The sequence below is a fragment of the Actinopolymorpha cephalotaxi genome (assembly GCF_013408535.1).
Classification (GTDB): domain Bacteria; phylum Actinomycetota; class Actinomycetes; order Propionibacteriales; family Actinopolymorphaceae; genus Actinopolymorpha; species Actinopolymorpha cephalotaxi.
Genome location: NZ_JACBZA010000001.1, coordinates 4,900,611 through 4,916,260 on the forward strand (window position 1 = coordinate 4,900,611; position 15,650 = coordinate 4,916,260).

The 15,650-nt window shown below is 72.8% G+C and carries 16 protein-coding genes; 6 read left to right on the forward strand and 10 right to left on the reverse strand.

Going from position 1 to position 15,650, the window contains the following annotated elements; genetic code table 11:
* Positions 1-22: 22 nt before the first annotated feature.
* Together FHR37_RS21620 and FHR37_RS21625 are read right to left on the reverse strand one after the other, a co-directional pair.
* Complete coding sequence (locus FHR37_RS21620) at positions 23-331, reverse strand: glutaredoxin family protein (protein WP_330831762.1); 309 nt, start codon at positions 329-331, stop codon at positions 23-25.
* 2 nt (positions 332-333) lie between these two features.
* Positions 334-2,082 (reverse strand): class I adenylate-forming enzyme family protein, encoded by a 1,749-nt coding sequence (locus FHR37_RS21625; protein WP_175542411.1) that lies wholly within the window; start codon positions 2,080-2,082, stop codon positions 334-336.
* Positions 2,083-2,190: 108 nt separating this feature from the next.
* Here FHR37_RS21625 and FHR37_RS21630 point away from each other — a divergent pair, with 108 nt between their 5' ends.
* The 3 genes from FHR37_RS21630 to FHR37_RS32645 all read left to right on the forward strand — a co-directional run bounded on the left by FHR37_RS21630 (position 2,191) and on the right by FHR37_RS32645 (position 5,469).
* Positions 2,191-3,105, forward strand: a complete 915-nt coding sequence (locus tag FHR37_RS21630) for an HAD family hydrolase (RefSeq protein ID WP_092882352.1) — start codon at positions 2,191-2,193, stop codon at positions 3,103-3,105.
* A gap of 85 nt (positions 3,106-3,190) precedes the next feature.
* Positions 3,191-4,051 carry a sigma-70 family RNA polymerase sigma factor gene (locus FHR37_RS21635; RefSeq protein ID WP_092882351.1) on the forward strand — a complete coding sequence of 287 codons (861 nt, stop codon included), beginning with the start codon at positions 3,191-3,193 and terminating at the stop codon, positions 4,049-4,051.
* Between the two features lie 236 nt (positions 4,052-4,287).
* The gene (locus FHR37_RS32645; RefSeq protein WP_092882350.1) at positions 4,288-5,469 is read left to right on the forward strand and encodes a DUF5667 domain-containing protein; all 1,182 of its coding nucleotides are present in this window, start codon (positions 4,288-4,290) and stop codon (positions 5,467-5,469) included.
* Positions 5,470-5,961: 492 nt separating this feature from the next.
* On the opposite strand, the gene FHR37_RS21645 is transcribed toward FHR37_RS32645, so the two are convergent.
* The 5 genes from FHR37_RS21645 to FHR37_RS21665 all read right to left on the reverse strand — a co-directional run bounded on the left by FHR37_RS21645 (position 5,962) and on the right by FHR37_RS21665 (position 10,661).
* Positions 5,962-6,987: a lysophospholipid acyltransferase family protein gene (locus FHR37_RS21645; RefSeq protein WP_092882349.1), complete on the reverse strand. Its 1,026-nt coding sequence runs from the start codon at positions 6,985-6,987 to the stop codon at positions 5,962-5,964.
* Positions 6,980-8,038, reverse strand: a complete 1,059-nt coding sequence (locus FHR37_RS21650; RefSeq protein WP_092882348.1) for an NAD-dependent epimerase/dehydratase family protein — start codon at positions 8,036-8,038, stop codon at positions 6,980-6,982. Before FHR37_RS21650 ends, FHR37_RS21645 begins: the two co-directional genes overlap by 8 nt.
* A gap of 30 nt (positions 8,039-8,068) precedes the next feature.
* Positions 8,069-8,170: a 30S ribosomal protein bS22 gene (locus FHR37_RS21655; protein WP_092652736.1), complete on the reverse strand. Its 102-nt coding sequence runs from the start codon at positions 8,168-8,170 to the stop codon at positions 8,069-8,071.
* Between the two features lie 213 nt (positions 8,171-8,383).
* Positions 8,384-9,607, reverse strand: a complete 1,224-nt coding sequence (locus FHR37_RS21660) for an acetoin utilization protein AcuC (RefSeq protein WP_092882347.1) — start codon at positions 9,605-9,607, stop codon at positions 8,384-8,386.
* Positions 9,608-9,611: 4 nt separating this feature from the next.
* Positions 9,612-10,661, reverse strand: coding sequence for an ROK family protein (locus FHR37_RS21665; RefSeq protein ID WP_202817964.1), 1,050 nt, complete (start codon positions 10,659-10,661; stop codon positions 9,612-9,614).
* A gap of 121 nt (positions 10,662-10,782) precedes the next feature.
* On the opposite strand from FHR37_RS21665, the gene FHR37_RS21670 reads away from it, so the two are divergent.
* The gene (locus tag FHR37_RS21670) at positions 10,783-11,328 is read left to right on the forward strand and encodes an NUDIX hydrolase (RefSeq protein WP_092882345.1); all 546 of its coding nucleotides are present in this window, start codon (positions 10,783-10,785) and stop codon (positions 11,326-11,328) included.
* Positions 11,329-11,339: 11 nt separating this feature from the next.
* Here FHR37_RS21670 and FHR37_RS21675 read toward each other — a convergent pair whose 3' ends face one another.
* Entirely contained in the window at positions 11,340-11,978 is a 639-nt protein-coding gene (locus tag FHR37_RS21675) for a GNAT family N-acetyltransferase (RefSeq protein ID WP_237768664.1), read from the reverse strand.
* 214 nt (positions 11,979-12,192) lie between these two features.
* Between FHR37_RS21675 and trpS the strand changes: the two genes are divergently transcribed.
* Together trpS and FHR37_RS21685 are read left to right on the forward strand one after the other, a co-directional pair.
* Positions 12,193-13,248, forward strand: a complete 1,056-nt coding sequence (gene trpS / locus FHR37_RS21680) for a tryptophan--tRNA ligase (RefSeq protein WP_092882343.1) — start codon at positions 12,193-12,195, stop codon at positions 13,246-13,248.
* A 75-nt stretch (positions 13,249-13,323) separates the two neighbouring features.
* Complete coding sequence (locus FHR37_RS21685) at positions 13,324-13,704, forward strand: nitroreductase family deazaflavin-dependent oxidoreductase (RefSeq protein WP_092882342.1); 381 nt, start codon at positions 13,324-13,326, stop codon at positions 13,702-13,704.
* A 31-nt stretch (positions 13,705-13,735) separates the two neighbouring features.
* Here FHR37_RS21685 and proC read toward each other — a convergent pair whose 3' ends face one another.
* Both proC and FHR37_RS21695 read right to left on the reverse strand, forming a co-directional pair.
* Positions 13,736-14,554 carry a pyrroline-5-carboxylate reductase gene (proC, locus tag FHR37_RS21690; RefSeq protein ID WP_092882341.1) on the reverse strand — a complete coding sequence of 273 codons (819 nt, stop codon included), beginning with the start codon at positions 14,552-14,554 and terminating at the stop codon, positions 13,736-13,738.
* A 116-nt stretch (positions 14,555-14,670) separates the two neighbouring features.
* Positions 14,671-15,603, reverse strand: coding sequence for a proline dehydrogenase family protein (locus FHR37_RS21695; RefSeq protein ID WP_092882340.1), 933 nt, complete (start codon positions 15,601-15,603; stop codon positions 14,671-14,673).
* Positions 15,604-15,650 lie beyond the last annotated feature (47 nt).

The window sequence follows — 15,650 nt, forward strand, 5'->3', positions numbered from 1 at the left end:
GCCGACCAGGCGGTCGGCCTGGTCAGCCGGCGGTGAGTGCGGAGCGTAACCGATCCGCGTCCACCCGCCAGAAGTCGTGCTGGCGGCCGTCCACGAACGTGACCGGGATCTGCTCCCAGAACCTGCGGTACAACGACTCGTCGCCCTGGATGTCGATCTCGCTCCAGCCGACGTCGAGGTCGGCGCAAACGGCGGCGACCACCGCCCGGGCGTCGTCACACAGGTGGCAGCCCGGCTTGCTGTAGAGCGTCACGCGTTCCGGCTTCGGCTGCTTCGGCTGCTTCAGCTGGGGTGGCTGCTTCGGCTGAGGTGGCTGGGACGGCTGGGTCACGCTCAGAAGCCGATCGCCGACTCGCGGGCGGCGCGCCGCAGACTGGCCTTCGCGACCTTGCCGGTCACCGAACGCGGCAGCTCGGGAACGATCTCCACCACGCTGGGCCGCTTGAACCGCGCCAGCCGGACCTCGCAGTGCCGGCGTACGTCTTCGGCACTCACCTGTGCACCCGCGGCGGGAACGACGTAGGCCCGGACCGCCTCGCCGGTCTGCGGGTCGGGCATCGCCACCACCGCGACCTCGGCCACGCCGTCGACTTCGGCGATCGCCTCCTCGACCTCGCGCGGGTAGACGTTGAAGCCGGAGACGATCACGAGTTCCTTGATCCGGTCGACCAGGACCAGGTCGCCGTCCTCGTCGAGGTAGCCGATGTCGCCGGTGGCCAGCCAGCCCTTCTCGCCCGGCGCGTCGGCGCCGTCCGGCCAGTAGCCGGAGAACAGGTTCGGTCCGCGGACGAGTACCTGGCCCGGCTCCCCTGCCTCGACGTCGGCGCCGGTCTCGTCGACGATCCGCAGCTCCACCCCCGGCAGGGGGGCGCCCACCGTGTGCTTCGCCCGGCCGGTGGGATGGGCGTGGGCGGGCGCCTCGTCCGGAGTCTCCGCGGTCTCCGGCGACTCCGCCGAGCCGGTCGCCCCGGTCGCACCCGCCGGCCCCGCCGTCTCCGGCGCCGCGCCGGCCGAGCACAGGGTGCTGGTCACCACCGGGCCGGCCTCGGTCAGGCCGTACCCCTCCTGGACGACCAGACCGGTGGCCGCGCGCAGGGCGCTCAGCAGCGACGGCGGCAGCGGCGCCGCACCGGACACCAGCAGCCGGACACCCACGAGCCTGCGGGCGAGCTCGGCATCGTCGGCGACCGTCCTCAGCCAGCTCGCGAAGACCGTGGGGACCGCCGGGACGTTCGTCACGTGCTCGGCCGCCACCAGGTCGAGGCTGCCCTCCGGGGTGAACCGGCGGACAAGGACCAACGTGCCGGCCACCCGGGCGACCATGCCGAGCACGGCGTTCAGGCCGTACACGTGACACATCGGCAGCACGCCGAGCACCACGTCGGCGGGTGTCATCACCGGCGGGTCGATGGCGGCCAGCTGGTCGAGGTTGGCCAGCAGCGCACGGTGCGTGAGCATCACCGGAGGGCTCGCCGCGCCGGAGGTGAACAGCAGTACGGCGAGAGTCTCTGGATCCGCCGGAGGAACGGCCGGCGCGCTGGACGCGGCGGCCAGCAGCTCGTCGTAGCTGCGTTCGCCGGGACGGGAGGCGACCCCGACCGGGACCACCACCGGAACGGCGTCCGCGTCGAGGGCGGGTCCACCGGCGCCGGCGAGCTCGTCCACCGCGGCCCGGACGGCGGCCACGCTCGAGTCGTCGGCGAGGACCACCCGCGCCTTCACCGCAGCCAGCATCGACCCGATCTCCTGGGCCGTGCCGGCGGGATTGAGGGGTACGGCGACCACACCCGCGCGGAGCGCGCCGAAGTAGGCGGTGACGAACTCCAGGGAGTTGGACATGGCCAGCGCGACCCGGAACCCGGTCACCAGCCCGGCACCAGACCAGGCGGCCGCCACGGCGTCGACCTCGCGGTCGAGCTCGGCCCAGGTCAGCCGGTCGCCGCCGGCCACCAGCGCGAGGTGGTCGGGGGCATCCTGGGCTGCCCGTCGCACCAGGTCGGCGACGTTGACCGCCGTGACCACCCGGTCCGGCTGCAGCTGCGTACGAGGCGCCATCACCACGTCGGCGAGTCTGGCACACATCGAACCGCCACGGCTGCGGGTGTCCACCCCCGGGACCGCTCCCGAACCCGGAGGATTCCCACATCCTCACCGGCGCGCTGTCGGTCGTACGCCCTAAGCTCGGTGGGCATGACGTCCGCGGAGGAAGACAAGCCGGCTCCGTCCCCGATCCACGCCCCCGACCGACCACCCGCCGACCTGGCCGCGGCGGCGTTCTTCGACGTGGACAACACGCTGATGCGCGGCGCCTCGCTGTTCTACCTCGCCCGTGGCCTGCACTCGCGCGACTACTACCCGACCCGGGAGTTCCTCAGCGCGGGCTGGCAGCAGCTGAAGTTCCGGATCGGCGGCGCGGAGGACGCCGACGGGATCAGCCAGATCCGCGAGCTCGGGCTGGCGTTCATCGCCGGCTGGGAGGTCGAGGACCTAGCCGAGCTCGCCTCGGAGATCTTCGACGAGGCGCTGGCCACCAAGATCTGGCCGGGCACGGCCGCGCTCGCCCAGCGGCACCTCGACCAGGGCCAGCGGGTGTGGCTGGTCACCGCCGCGCCGGTGGAGATCGCCCAGCTGATCGCCGACCGGCTCAACCTCACCGGCGCGCTCGGCACGGTCGCGGAGACGCACGACGGCAAATACACCGGCCGGCTGGTCGGTGACCTCATGCACGGCCAGGCCAAGGCCGAGGCGGTCCGGATCCTGGCCGCGCGGGAGGACCTCGACCTGTCCCGCTGTGCCGCGTACTCCGACTCGGCCAACGACGTCCCGATGCTGTCGCTGGTCGGTCTGCCGTACGCCATCAACCCCGACCGCAAGCTGCGCCGGTACGCCCGCAAGCACGGGTGGCGCATCCGCGACTTCCGCCGGGCACGGAGAGCGGCCCGAGCGGGGCTCGCGGCGGCGGCCATGGCCGGAGCGTTCGGCGGCGCGGCGGCGGCCGCGGCGGCGCTGCGCCGTACGGCGCTCGGCCGGCACCACTCCACGCTCGGGGTACCGCTCCGGCCCTCGCTTCGACGGCGCCACTCTCCGTGGTGGAAGCTGCGCTGAATGCGCCGGGTTTCCCGTTTGCCGGGATCTTCCCTACGATGCCGCGAGGGGGGCCGTACCCACTCCTGCTGGGGGGCAGGTAGCGATGTTGGATGACCGCCGGACCACGCTCGCCGACGGCGCGGGCGTGCGGGAGCTCGTCGAGCTGCTGCGCGCCGCGCTGCGTACGACCGACGCCTGGGGTCCGTCCGGTGGGCGTGTTCTCGTTCCGGTCTCCCCCGCTCCCGGCGCCGCCTCGACCTCCGCCGGGCACCTCTCCCAGCACTCCGCCGGGCACTCCGCCAAGCCCGGCGACGGCCGGCTGTGCCAGGCATCGCACCAGGAGACCGCCTCGCCCCGGGCCCGGGCGGGCACCCGCTCCGCCGACGGCATCGGCGGCCATGCCCCCGCCGACGCCGCCAAGGCCCGGATCGTGGCGCTGGTCGAACTCGCCCAGCGCGGCGACGCCGAGGCGTTCGGCCAGCTGTACGACCACTACGTCCCGAGCGTGTACCGGTACGTCTACTACCGGGTCGGCACGCACGCCCTGGCCGAGGACATCACCAGCGAGACGTTCCTGCGTGCCCTGCGCTCGCTGGGGTCGTTCCGCTGGCAGGGACGCGACTTCGGTGCCTGGCTGGTGACGATCGCCCGCAACCTCGTCACCGACCACTTCAAGTCGGGCCGGTTCCGGCTGGAGGTCGCGACCGGGGAGATCCTCGACTCGGACTCGGTCACCGCGGGCCCGGAGGACGACGTACTCACCCGGCTGACCAACGAGGCGCTGGTGGAGGCGCTTCGCCGGCTCGGCCCGGACCAGCAGGAGTGCCTGGTGATGCGCTTCCTCAACGGCATGTCGGTGGCCGAGACCGCGCAGTCGCTGGGCAAGAGCGAGGGGGCGGTCAAGCAGCTCCAGTTGCGGGCTGTCCGCAACCTCGCGAAGCTGCTCCCCGACGGGCTGCGGTGAGCTCGCCGAGCCGGCATCCGGGGACCGGCCGCTCCCGCCCCCCGGGCCGTGCCGGACCGCAGAGGCTCGGCAGGTTGTCGATCATGGACGACGCCGGACCGTAACCACGGGCGCGACCGCTCGTTTTCGCAGGTGTCCCCCGGAGATCCGGGACACCACGTCCCGCCGTACGAACCACCGGAAGGGCACGGAGAAACCCGGCCACACCGGTCGACTGGTCGAAGGAGCACACGTCGATGACCTCCCTCCTGGCGTCACGCCGGCGGGCCGAGGAATTCGCCCGGCTGGTGGATGGCACCGGCCGCTCCGCCGACCCCACGCTCCGTGACCTGCACTCCGTCGCCATGCGGCTGCGACCCTCCGCGGTCGAGCCGTCGGAGCAGTTCCGTACGGCCCTCCGGGAGCGCCTGGTGGTGGCCGCGGCGCGGGCGTCCATCGAGGGGAGCGGCGGTGCCGCCGCCGGCCGTTCGGGCGGTGCCGGGTCACGCGGGGACCGCTCGGCCCGGCCCGTGGCCGCAACTCCGAGGCGTTCACGGATCGTCGCCGTCGCCGCTGCCGTGGTGCTGGCCGGCGGGGTGGCCGGAACGGCCGTGGCGGCCCGGGACGCCCAGCCTGGCGGGATGTTCTACCCCATCAAGATCGGCCTGGAGCGCACCCAGGTGGCGGTGGCCTCCAGCCAGGAGTCCCGCGGCCGGGAGTACCTCACGCACGCCTCGACCCGGTTGACCGAGGTGAGCCGGATGGCCGGCGACGCACCCCTCCGCGACGCCGACACCGAGCGCGTCGACCTGGCGCGGACCACCCTCGACCAGGTGAGCGCCGACACCCGCCGGGGCGCCGACCTGCTCCTGCGTGCCCACCAGGCCGACAGGAACACCGCGCCGGTGGTCGCGATCCGGGACTTCACCGCCGACGCCCGGCCGCGGCTACGAGAGCTGCGCCCGCTGCTGCCGCGGGGGCTGTCCGGGGCGTACGCCCGCGCGGCCGCCACGATCGCCGACGCCGACCGCCGGGCCCGCGCGGCCTGCCCCACGTGCGGAACCACGACCGCCGACCCCGACTCCCCCGAGCGGGCGACGTCACCGCGCCCCACCCCGACCTCCGGTCCGACGACCGGGCCGACGTCCGGGCCGGTGCCGCCCACGCCCGGGCCGGCGCGCCCTCCCAGGGGGCCCGGTCCGGTGCCGACCAACCCCGGTCCGGGCGGTCCGCTGCCGTCCCGCACCGCCGACCCGCTTCCGCTGCCGTTACCGACGCTCACCGTGCCGCTGCCTGGGCCGAACGGACCCGGCACGCCGAACCCGAAGCCGACCACCCCGGGCCCGACGGGGACACCCACGACGCCGCCGCCCGGGCTGCCGCTGCCGCTTCCGCTTCCGACTCTGCCGCTGCCGCTGCCCCTCCCCTTGCCAAACTAGGACGGGTGGTCGAGGCGGTCGAGGTGGGCCGCCGGTTCCGCCTGGCGACGAACTTTCGAGGCGAACTCCCGGACGTACTGCGGCCGCTGCGCGCTCGCGGATTCTTCCGCGGAAGAATCCGCGAGGGTCTGTGAGCGGCCCGGTTCGGCGGCGAAACCCGGGTCCGGAACTGACCCTCGGGTGTCGGGTCAGCCGGCGACGAAGCGTCAGGACGAAGCGTGAAGACGACGTACGGTGCCCAGAGCCTCCGCGGCGCTTCACACTTCGCGGCGAAGGGCCGGCTCCTCGACGAAGCGTGAAACGAAACGGGGGCTCTGGCCACCCTGCGTCTTCACGCTTCCGGGTCCCGGCAATGCCGGTCACGTCGACAACGCAGCCGTGCGCGGCGCCAGAATTCTTCCGCGGAAGAATTCGCGAGCAGCAGTCGCGCAACGGCGTTCTACGCGCGACGACGACAACGCCGCCAGGCGGGATGCGGGGACGCGCGGGGCCTCAGAAGGCGTCGGGGCGATCGAGGAGAAGTGCGTACAGGGTGTGCTGGATGGTCTCGCGTACCTGGTCGGTGAGGTCGAAGACCAGCATCGGGTCCTCGGCCGCCTCCGCGTCGTAGCCGTCGGTGGGGATCGGCTCGCCGAAGGAGATGATCCACTTCGACGGGAGCGGGACCAGCCCGAGCGGGCCGAGCCAGGGGAACGTCGGCGTGATCGGGAGGTACGGAACTCCGAGCAGCCGGGCGAGCGGCTCGACGTTGCCGAGCAGAGGGTAGGTCTCCTCGGCGCCGACGATCGAGCACGGCACGATGGGTACGCCGGTACGCAGCGCGGCCGCGACGAAGCCGCCCCGTCCGAACCGCTGCAGCTTGTAGCGCTCGGAGAACGGCTTGCCCAGCCCCTTGTAGCCCTCGGGGAACACCGCGACCAGCTCACCCGCGCTGAGCAGCCGCTCCGCGTCCTCGTTGCAGGCGAGCGTGGTGCCACCCTTGCGGGCGAGTTCGGAGATCACCGGCGTACGGAAGACGAGGTCGGCGCCGAGCATCCGGATGTGGCGGTGAGCCGGGTGGTGGTCGTGCACCGCGACGTGGGTCATCAGGCCGTCGACGGGCAGCGTGCCCGAGTGGTTGGCCACCAGGAGCGCACCACCGACGGAGGGGATGTTCTCCAGGCCGCGCACCTCGACCCGGAACCAGCTCTGGTAGAGCGGCCGCAGGATGGCGAGCAGGACGTTCTCGGTGAGGTCGGGGTCGAAGCCGAGGTCGTCGACCTCGTACTCACCGGTCAGCCGGCGCCGGGCGAACTCCAGCCCGCCGGCGACCTTCGTCCGCCAGTCGTCGCCGAGGGTGCGTTCGGCCAGGCCCTGGGCGAGCGCTCCGGCCGCCTCGCGCAGGCCGTCGCCGAGGCTCGCCGGCCGCTCGGGCCCGCCGGTCGAGCCGGGGCCCGAGCCGTTCGGCGGCGCGCCCGCGTCGTCGGCCGAGGGCGAGCCGTGGAGGGGAATCACCTTCGCCTGGGAGGAGTCAGCCATGGCCCTGTCGTACCCCTTCGGCCTCGTCTCGCACATCGCGTACACCGAGGAACGTCGCGGCCTCCTCCTCGGCGGCCGCGATGCGTTCGGAGCTCAGCAGGCCCTGTTCGTGCACCGAGGCGAAGGTCTCGAACGCCTCCGCGGTGGTGTGGGTCGGCTTGAAGCCCAGGTCGTCGCCCATCCGGCTGGTGTCGACGCCGCGACCGTAGGTGAGATAGGAGAGCTGCTCGGGGGTGAAGTCGGCCAGCCGGGCGGCCCGGAACATCTGCCCGAACGTCGCCACCGCGAACGCCGGGACGGGAGCGGTGGGCCGGCCCATCCGGCGGATGGCCTGGGACAGCATCATCACGCCGTCCCCCGCGACGTTGAACGTGCCGGGCACCTGGCCCACGGTGGCGAGGCGCAGCGCCTCCAGTAGGTCGTCCTCGTGGAGGAACTGCAGTCGCGCGTCGAAGCCGAGCACGGTCGGAACCACCGGCAGGGTGAAGTAACGCGTCATCGGTGTCCGAACCCGCGGACCGATGACGTTGGCGAAACGGAGCGTCGACACGGCCACGTCCGGGCGGCGACGGGCGAAGCCGCGGACGTAGCTCTCCACCTCCACCGCGTCCTTGGCGAACCCGGACTGCGGCAGCGCGCGCGGCTCCATGTCCTCGGTGAACATCGCCGGGTCCGCCGGCGACGCGCCGTAGACGGCCGTCGAGGACTTGACCACGACCTTGCTCACCGACGGCAGCCGCTGGCAGGCGGCCAGCAGCTGCATCGTGCCGATGACGTTGATCTCCTTCATCGTGGCCCGCCCGCCCGCGTGCTGCGGGGTGGCGATCACGTTCAGGTGGACAACGGTGTCGATGCTCTCCCGGGCGAGGACGCGGGAGACGACCGGGCTGCGCAGGTCGACACGTACGAACTCCGCGTCACCGAGATCGTGACGCGGAGGTACGACATCGACGGCGAGCACCCGGTCGATGCCAGGGTCGGCGGCCAACCGACGCGCGAACCTGCTACCGAGATCGCGGGAGACTCCGGTGACCAGTACTACACGCGCCATATCGGCCTCACCCCGTGGGCACGAAGGTCGCTACTTCCCCTGACGCCTGCGCTGCACGCGCGTCCTCTTGAGGAGCTTGCGATGCTTCTTCTTCGACATTCGCTTGCGACGCTTCTTGATGACGGAACCCACGCGGAACCCTTTCGGACTGTTCGTACCCCAAGGAATACGCACCTGAACGTCGGAAATCGCGACGCCTGTGGGCAGGCGATGACCATGGCGGACCGATGCGTCTTCACAGGGTACAGGCCACGAGCCTGTCCGCTTCCGCCCGGACCGTCCGGCCCGGTACTGGGCCCAGAGGTGACCCCGAAGGTGGGCTCAGAGGTGGACTCGGACGTGGACTCAGAGGTGGGGGTCCAGGCCGTGGCAGGGGAAGACCGCCTGCCGGGTCGCGCGGACCGCCCGGTCCAGTTCGTCGGCGGGGTCGTACCCGGTGTCCCAGTCGGCGTACGTGGGGTCCTCCCCGTCCGTCATCGACGTCGGCGCCGGCCGGCGGCACTCCGTCTCCACCAGGTGACGCCAGCCCGGCGGGGTGGGCGTGCTCGGTGAGAGAGGCCGGCCGCCGGCGATCGCCAGCAGGTGGCTCCAGGTGCGCGGCACCACCTCCACCAGGGCGTAGCCTCCTCCGCCGGTGGCCACCCAGCGCCCCTCGCAGATCTGGTGGGCCAGGTCGTGCACGGCTAGAGCGGCCGCGCGCTGCCCGTCGACGGACAGGGCGAGGTGGGCCAGCGGGTCGGCCCGGTGGCTGTCGCAGCCGTGCTGGCTGACCAGGACGGTGGGCTGGAACGCCTCCAGCAGGTGGGGTACGACGGCGTGGAACGCGCGCAGCCAGCCGGCGTCGCCCGTACCCGCGGGCAAGGCGAGGTTGACAGCGAAGCCCTCGGCGTCCGGGCCGCCGATCTCGGTGGGAAAGCCGCTGACGTACGGGAACAACGTCCGCGGCGACTCGTGCACGCTGATCGTGAGCACCCGCGGGTCGTTCCAGAAGATCTCCTGTACGCCGTCGCCGTGGTGGACGTCGAGGTCGAGGTAGGCGACCCGGGGACACCCGGCGTCCAGCAGCCAGCGGATCGCCAGCGCGGGGTCGTTGTAGACGCAGAAGCCGCTGGCCGAGGCGGGCATCGCGTGGTGAAGCCCGCCGGCGACGTTGACCGCGTGCAGCGCCTCCCCCGACCAGACGATGCGCGCCGCCTCGACGCTGGCGCCGACGACATGGGCGGCCGCGTCGTGCATGCCGGCGAACGTCGGGTTGTCCGAGCTCCCCAGGCCGAACTCCGCGTCGGCCCACTCCGGGTGTTCGCCGGCGCGCTTGACCGCCTCGAGGTAGGCCGGGTCGTGGACCAGGGCGAGCAGCTCGTCGGTGGCCGAGGGGGCCGGCACCTGGAGGACGCGGCCGTTCGCCTCGGTGGGTGAGCTCGATTCGGTAGGTGGGGTGGTGTCGACCAGGCCGAGCTCGGTGGCCAGGGCGACGGTCAGCCGCACCCTGATCGGGGCCAGCGGGTGGTGGGGGCCGAAGTCGTACGCCGTGAGCTCCGGGTCGTACACCAGCCGTGCGTGTCCGGTCACGTTCCTACCTTGCCGTTTCGTGGGGCAGCGCGTCGAGCAGGGCGGCCCGGCCGAGAAGGGCGGCGCCGAGGACGCCGGACTCCGCACCCATCGCGGCGCGCACGACGCGCGGCCGGCGCTGGAACGTCAGCCGGGTCAGCAGCCGTTCGCGTACGGGGTCGACGAGCTGGTCGCCGGCCAGGGCGAGCCCGCCGCCGAGCACCACCAGCTCCGAGCCGAACACCGTCACCGCCGACGCCAGCGCGTCGGCGAGTGCGGTGACGGCCTCCTCCCACACCGCGGCCGCGGCCGGGTCGCCGGTACGGGCCAGCCGGGCCACGTCCCGGGCGGTGAGGTCCGCCGGGGTGCCGGTCGTGGTGCCGGTCGTGGTGCCGGTCGCCGCGGCGCGTTCGGTGTAGCGGCGGACGACGGCGGTGGCCGAGGCCAGCGTCGCCAGGCAGCCGTACTGTCCGCAGGTGCACCGCGCGCCGCCCGGGTCGACGACGACGTGCCCGAGCTGCCCGGCGTACCCGCCGCCGACGAGCAGCCGGCCGTCGCTGACCACGCCCGCGCCGATGCTGGTGCCGAGCGTCACCAGCAGCGCGTCGGCGGATTCGCGGGCGGCGCCGAGTTGCCACTCCGCGACGCAGGCGGCGCGGACGTCGTGCCCGAGTGCCACCGGCAGGCCGGTCGCCTCGGACAGGAGCGCGCGCACCGGAGTGTCCCGCCAGCCGAGGTTGGCGGCCATCACGGCGACGCCGCGCTGTTCGTCGATGATGCCGGGGACCGCGACGCCAAGCGCCGCGACGTCGGCGTACGGCTCCTCGCTTCGCGTACGTTCCCGCAGCCCGGCCACGACCGAGACGACCGAGGACAGCACCGTGTCGGCGTCGCGGGCCGGCGGTGTGGGCTCCTCCGCCCTGGCGCCGACCCGCCCGTCGGCGTACACCACCGCGGCCTTGATCAACCTCCCGCCGACGTCCACCCCGATCACGGGCTGCGTGGACTCGGGCTGCGTGGGCTCGGGCTGCGTGGGCTCGGGCTGCGTGGGCTCGGCAGGTGGTGAGTTCGTCACGCCTGCCATCCTGCCCCACAACGGATCTCGAGTACGGACGTGATCCCGAGCTGATCCCGATCCGGCCGGGCGGAAAGCCGACCGTTCGCCTCGATGCGGCCGGACCCTAGGGTGCTTGGTCATGGACGTGATCCCCGCCGGGCCGGCCGACCGTTTCCCGCTGCTCTACGCGCCGCAGCGGTGGGAGTGGGCGAGCGTCGACGCGCAGTTCTCCACAACGCTCCCGCCCGAGCCGCTGGTTCAGAGCATCCACGTGGTCGGCTTCGTGGGCGAGGAGGTGGCGGTGTGCCGGGACCACCGCGACGTGTGGTTCCTGCCCGGCGGCACCAGGGAGCCGGGTGAGTCCGTGCTCGCCGCCGTCGACCGGGAGATCGCCGAGGAGGCCGGCGCCCGCCGGGTGGGCCCGCTGCGGTGGTTCGGCGCGCACCACTGCGTGTCCGACCGGGCCGAGCCGTACCGCCCGCACCTGCCGCACCCGGAGAAGGCCTGGCTGTGGTGCCTCACCGACGTCGTGGTCGACGGGACGCCGAGCAACCCGCCGGGCGGTGAGCAGGTGGAGGAGGTACGCGTGGTCCCGGTCGCCCGGGCCCGGGAGTTGCTGCGTACCGACGGCGACTGGTATCCCGAACTGCTCGACCTGGCCTGGGAAATCCGCCGGACCTGCTGACCGGGCCAGGCTCACGCGGAGAGTTCGCGCACCATACCGATCTCGCTCAGGCTCGGGTCGGAGGGCAGCGGGGCGCGTTCGCCGGTGGGCACGAAGCCGCAGCGTTCGTACAACCGGCGAGCCGGGTCGTTCCCGTCCGTCACCCACAGGTGCACCCGGGCGGCGCCGGACCGGGCGGCCCAGTCGACCACGGCCGCGATCAGGTGGGCGCCGACTCCGCGTCCCCGGGCGGTGGGGCTGACCCACATCGACACCAGTCCGAAGGTGGCGCCGCGCCCCTCGGCCGCGCCGGAGCCGGGATCGTCGATTCCCGGCTCGCCCGGCTCGGGTTCCTCGACGTAGGCCCCGCTCATCCCGACCGCCACCGCTGGTTCTTCCGGCAGGTGGGCGAGGTAGCAGGGGAAGCCGGACAATCGGCGCCGCCAGTCGTCCTCGACGAACGTCCGTGCCTGGGCGAGCGTCGACCCGAACGCCCACGGTGCCTCCTCCAGCGCCGCCAGCCGGATCGCCCGCCACTCCCGCCAGTCGTCCGGGCCGACCTGCCGGACCACCACGCCAGAGTCGTTCGCACCAGTGTCCGCCGCTCCGGCACCTGTCAACTCATCCTTGACAGGGCCGGTTTCGGTCGCCGCATTCTCCACGTTCGTCACGGAGGTCATCCTCTCCTGCGGACACGGCAACCGCCGAGCGGTTATCGTGTGGGTGTGCGTACGCAGATCGTTCTCCGACCACTTGGTTGGTGGGCCGCCTAGGGCGGCCCCCGATCGCGTACGACGCACCCAGCATCCGGCCGCCCCTGCGAGGGCGGCCGTCGCATGTGTGGACCCGTCCCTCGCGGCGGCGGCTCCGACCAAGGAGCCTCACATGAGCCACACAGCCACCGACAACAGGGGCATCGACGACACGGTCACGAGCCACCGGGCCACGAACCCCGCGGGCACGAACCGCACGATCTTCTCCGGCATCCAGCCCACCGGCCGGCTGACCCTCGGCAACTATCTCGGCGCGCTGGGCCGGTTCGTCGACCTGCAGCACGCCGCCCGGTGCGTGTTCTGCGTCGTCGACCTGCACGCGCTCACCGTCGAGCACGATCCGAGGCGGCTGCACCAGCTGACCCGGGAGACCGCGACGATCTACCTCGCGGCCGGCCTGGACCCGGCGGTCTGCGTACTCACCAGGCAGAGCGACGTGTCCGCGCACACCGAACTCATGTACCTGCTGGAGTCGACGGCCTACGTCGGCGAGCTGAACCGGATGATCCAGTTCAAGGAGAAGGGGCGCGGCCGGCCGCGCACCCGGGTGTCGCTGTACACCTATCCGGTGCTGATGGCCGCCGACATCCTGCTGTACGGGGGTACGGAGGTGCCGGTCGGTGACGACCAGCGCCAGCACGTGGAGCTCGCCCGCGACCTGGCGATCCGGTTCAACCGGGAGTACGGGCGTACGTTCGTCGTGCCGGAGATGAGCCCGGCCACCGTGGGCGCGCGGGTGATGGACCTGCAGAACCCGACCGCGAAGATGAGCAAGGACGCACCCGCGGACTCGCTGGGATCCATCCGGCTGCTCGACCCGCCCGAGGTGATCGTCCGCAAGGTGTCCCGCGCGGTCACCGACACCTCGCCGGACGTCGGTTACGACCCCGAGAACCGGCCGGGGGTGTCCAACCTGCTGGAGATCCTCGCGGGCTGCACCGGGGAGTCCGACCCGGCCGCGCTGGCCGGGAAGTACGACGGGTACGCCGCGCTCAAACGGGACACCGCCGACGCAGTCGTGGGCGTACTGGAGCCGCTGCAGAACAGGTACGCCGAACTCGCCGCGGATCCCGCACACGTCGACGCGACCCTTCGCCTCGGCGCCGAACGCGCCCGGGAACTCGCCGCACCCACCCTCGCCGCCGCCCGGACGGCGATCGGGCTGTGATCGGAGGGAACGACCGGGCCTCACCCGTCCCCGGAGGGTGTTGATCCTTCCGGGGATGCGGGGAACGATCGGGGCATGGTGCTGAGCAAGCGGGTCGCGAGGTTCAACAAGGTCGCCACCAACCGGGTCCTCGGCAGGGCGGCGCCCCGGCTGCCGGGGCTGGCGATGGTCGTCCACCAGGGCCGCACGTCGGGCCGGCGGTACGAGACGCCGGTGAACGTCTTCGCACGCCCCGACGGCTACGTCATAGCCCTGACCTACGGACCCGACGCGGACTGGGTGCGCAACGTGCTCGCCGCGGGCGGCTGCGAGATCGTCAGCAAGGGCGAGACGATCCGGCTGACCGACCCTCGCGTGGTGCACGACGAGGCTCGTACGGACATGCCGAAGCGGGTCAGGTTCATCCTGGCCCGCTTCGGCGTGACCGACTTCCTGCACCTGCGCCGCGTGGACTGAGCAGCACGGACCGAGCGCTGCGGCCGTCGGCTCACTCGGCGGCGGCCGCGATCTCGCGGGCCCGGTCGCGGGCCGCCTCGATGGCGTCCAGCACCGCGGCCCGGACCCGGTGGCTCTCCAGCTCGCGGATGGCATTGATCGTGGTGCCGCCCGGGGAGGTGACCGCCTCCCGCAACGCCACCGGGTGCTCACCTGTGTCGCGCAGCATCACCGCCGCACCGAGCGCGGCCTGCACGATCAGGTCGTGCGCCACCTGGCGCGGCAGCCCGAGCAGGATGCCGGCGTCGGTCATCGCCTCGACGAGGTAGTAGAAGTACGCCGGGCCCGAACCCGACAGGGCCGTCACCGCGTCCTGCTGCGACTCGGGCAGCCGCAGCGTCTGTCCCAGCGGGCTCAGCATCTCCTCGGTCAGCGCGAGGTGCTCCGCGCTGGCGTGCGAACCGGCCGAGATCGCGCTCATCGCCTGGTCGACCAGGGCCGGGGTGTTGGACATCACCCGTACGACCGGGGTGGCGTCCGGCAGCCGCTTCTCGAAGAACGCGGTCGGCAGCCCGGCGCACAGGGTCACCACCAGCTTCCCGGCCGGGACAGCCGGCGCGAGCTCGACCATCAACGTGCCGGCATCCTGCGGCTTGACCGCGATCACCAGCACGTCCGCGGCGGCGGCCGCCTCGGTGTTGGGCAGGACGCGGACGCCGTAGCGCTCGGCGAGCTGTTCGCCGCGCTCGGCCCGGCGGGCCGTCGCGATCAGCCGGTTCGCCGGCCAGCCGGCCCGGAGCAGGCCGGACAGGATGGCCTCGCCCATCTTCCCGGCGCCGATCACGGCGATCGTGTGCTGGACGGCGTTCATCGCGGCATCATCCTTACGAGCGGGTGCGGTGAGTTGGCTTCTCGTACGCGCGGACAGCCCTACACCTACACCCACCCGGCCCGTCGCCGGCGACCCGGTCAGGTCCCGGGTCCGGCTCAGGTCCGGGTGAGCAGCGAGCGCACGAAGAACGCGGTGTTGGCCGGGCGCTCCGCCATCCGGCGCATGAGGTAGGCGTACCACTCGTCGCCGTACGGCACGTAGACCCGGACGGTGTCGCCCAGGTCGGCCAGCCGCCGCTGCTCCTGCGGCCGGATGCCGTACAGCATCTGGTACTCGTAGCTGCCGCGGGACCGGTCGTGGCGCATCGCGAGAGCGCCGGCGATCTCGATCAGCCGCGGGTCGTGGGTGGCGATCATCGGGTAGCCCTGGCCGGCCATCAGGATCTTCAGGCAGCGGACGTAGGACCGGTCCACGTCGCCGGTCTTCTGGTACGCCACCGAGGCGGGCTCGGCGTAGGCGCCCTTGCACAGCCGCACCCGGGAACCCTCGTGGGCGAGGTCGCGGCAGTCGGCCTCCGTGCGGTGGAGGTACGCCTGCAGGACCGCGCCGGTCTCGGGGAAGTCGCGGCGCAGCTCGTGCAGGATCGACAGCGTGGCCTCGACGGCGGTGTGGTCCTCCATGTCGAGGGTCACCGTGGTGCCGGCGTTGCGGGCGGCGTCGGCGATGGACCGGGCGTTGTCGAGGGCGATCTTCTCCCCGTCGGCGCCGAGCGCCCGGCCCACGGCGGACAGCTTGACCGAGATCTCCGCGCCGCGGGTGAGGCCGGCGCGGTGCAGCCGGTCGAGCAGGATGAGGTACGCCTGGGTGGCCCGGGTGGCCTGGTCGCGGTCGCGGGTGTCCTCGCCGAGGTAGTCGATCGAGGACTGCAAGCCGTCGGTGAGCAACCGGCGCGCCGCTTCCACCGCCTCGTCGGCGGTCTCCCCGGCGACGTACCGCGCCACGATCGCCGACGAGACCGGCATCGTGGAGACCAGCTTCCGCAGCCGCCGGCTGCGGGCGCCGGTCAGCAGCGCCTGGCGTAGGACCACCGTGACCCTCCCAAGGTCGAGCCCCGCGATCAGTGAGATCAGCGATC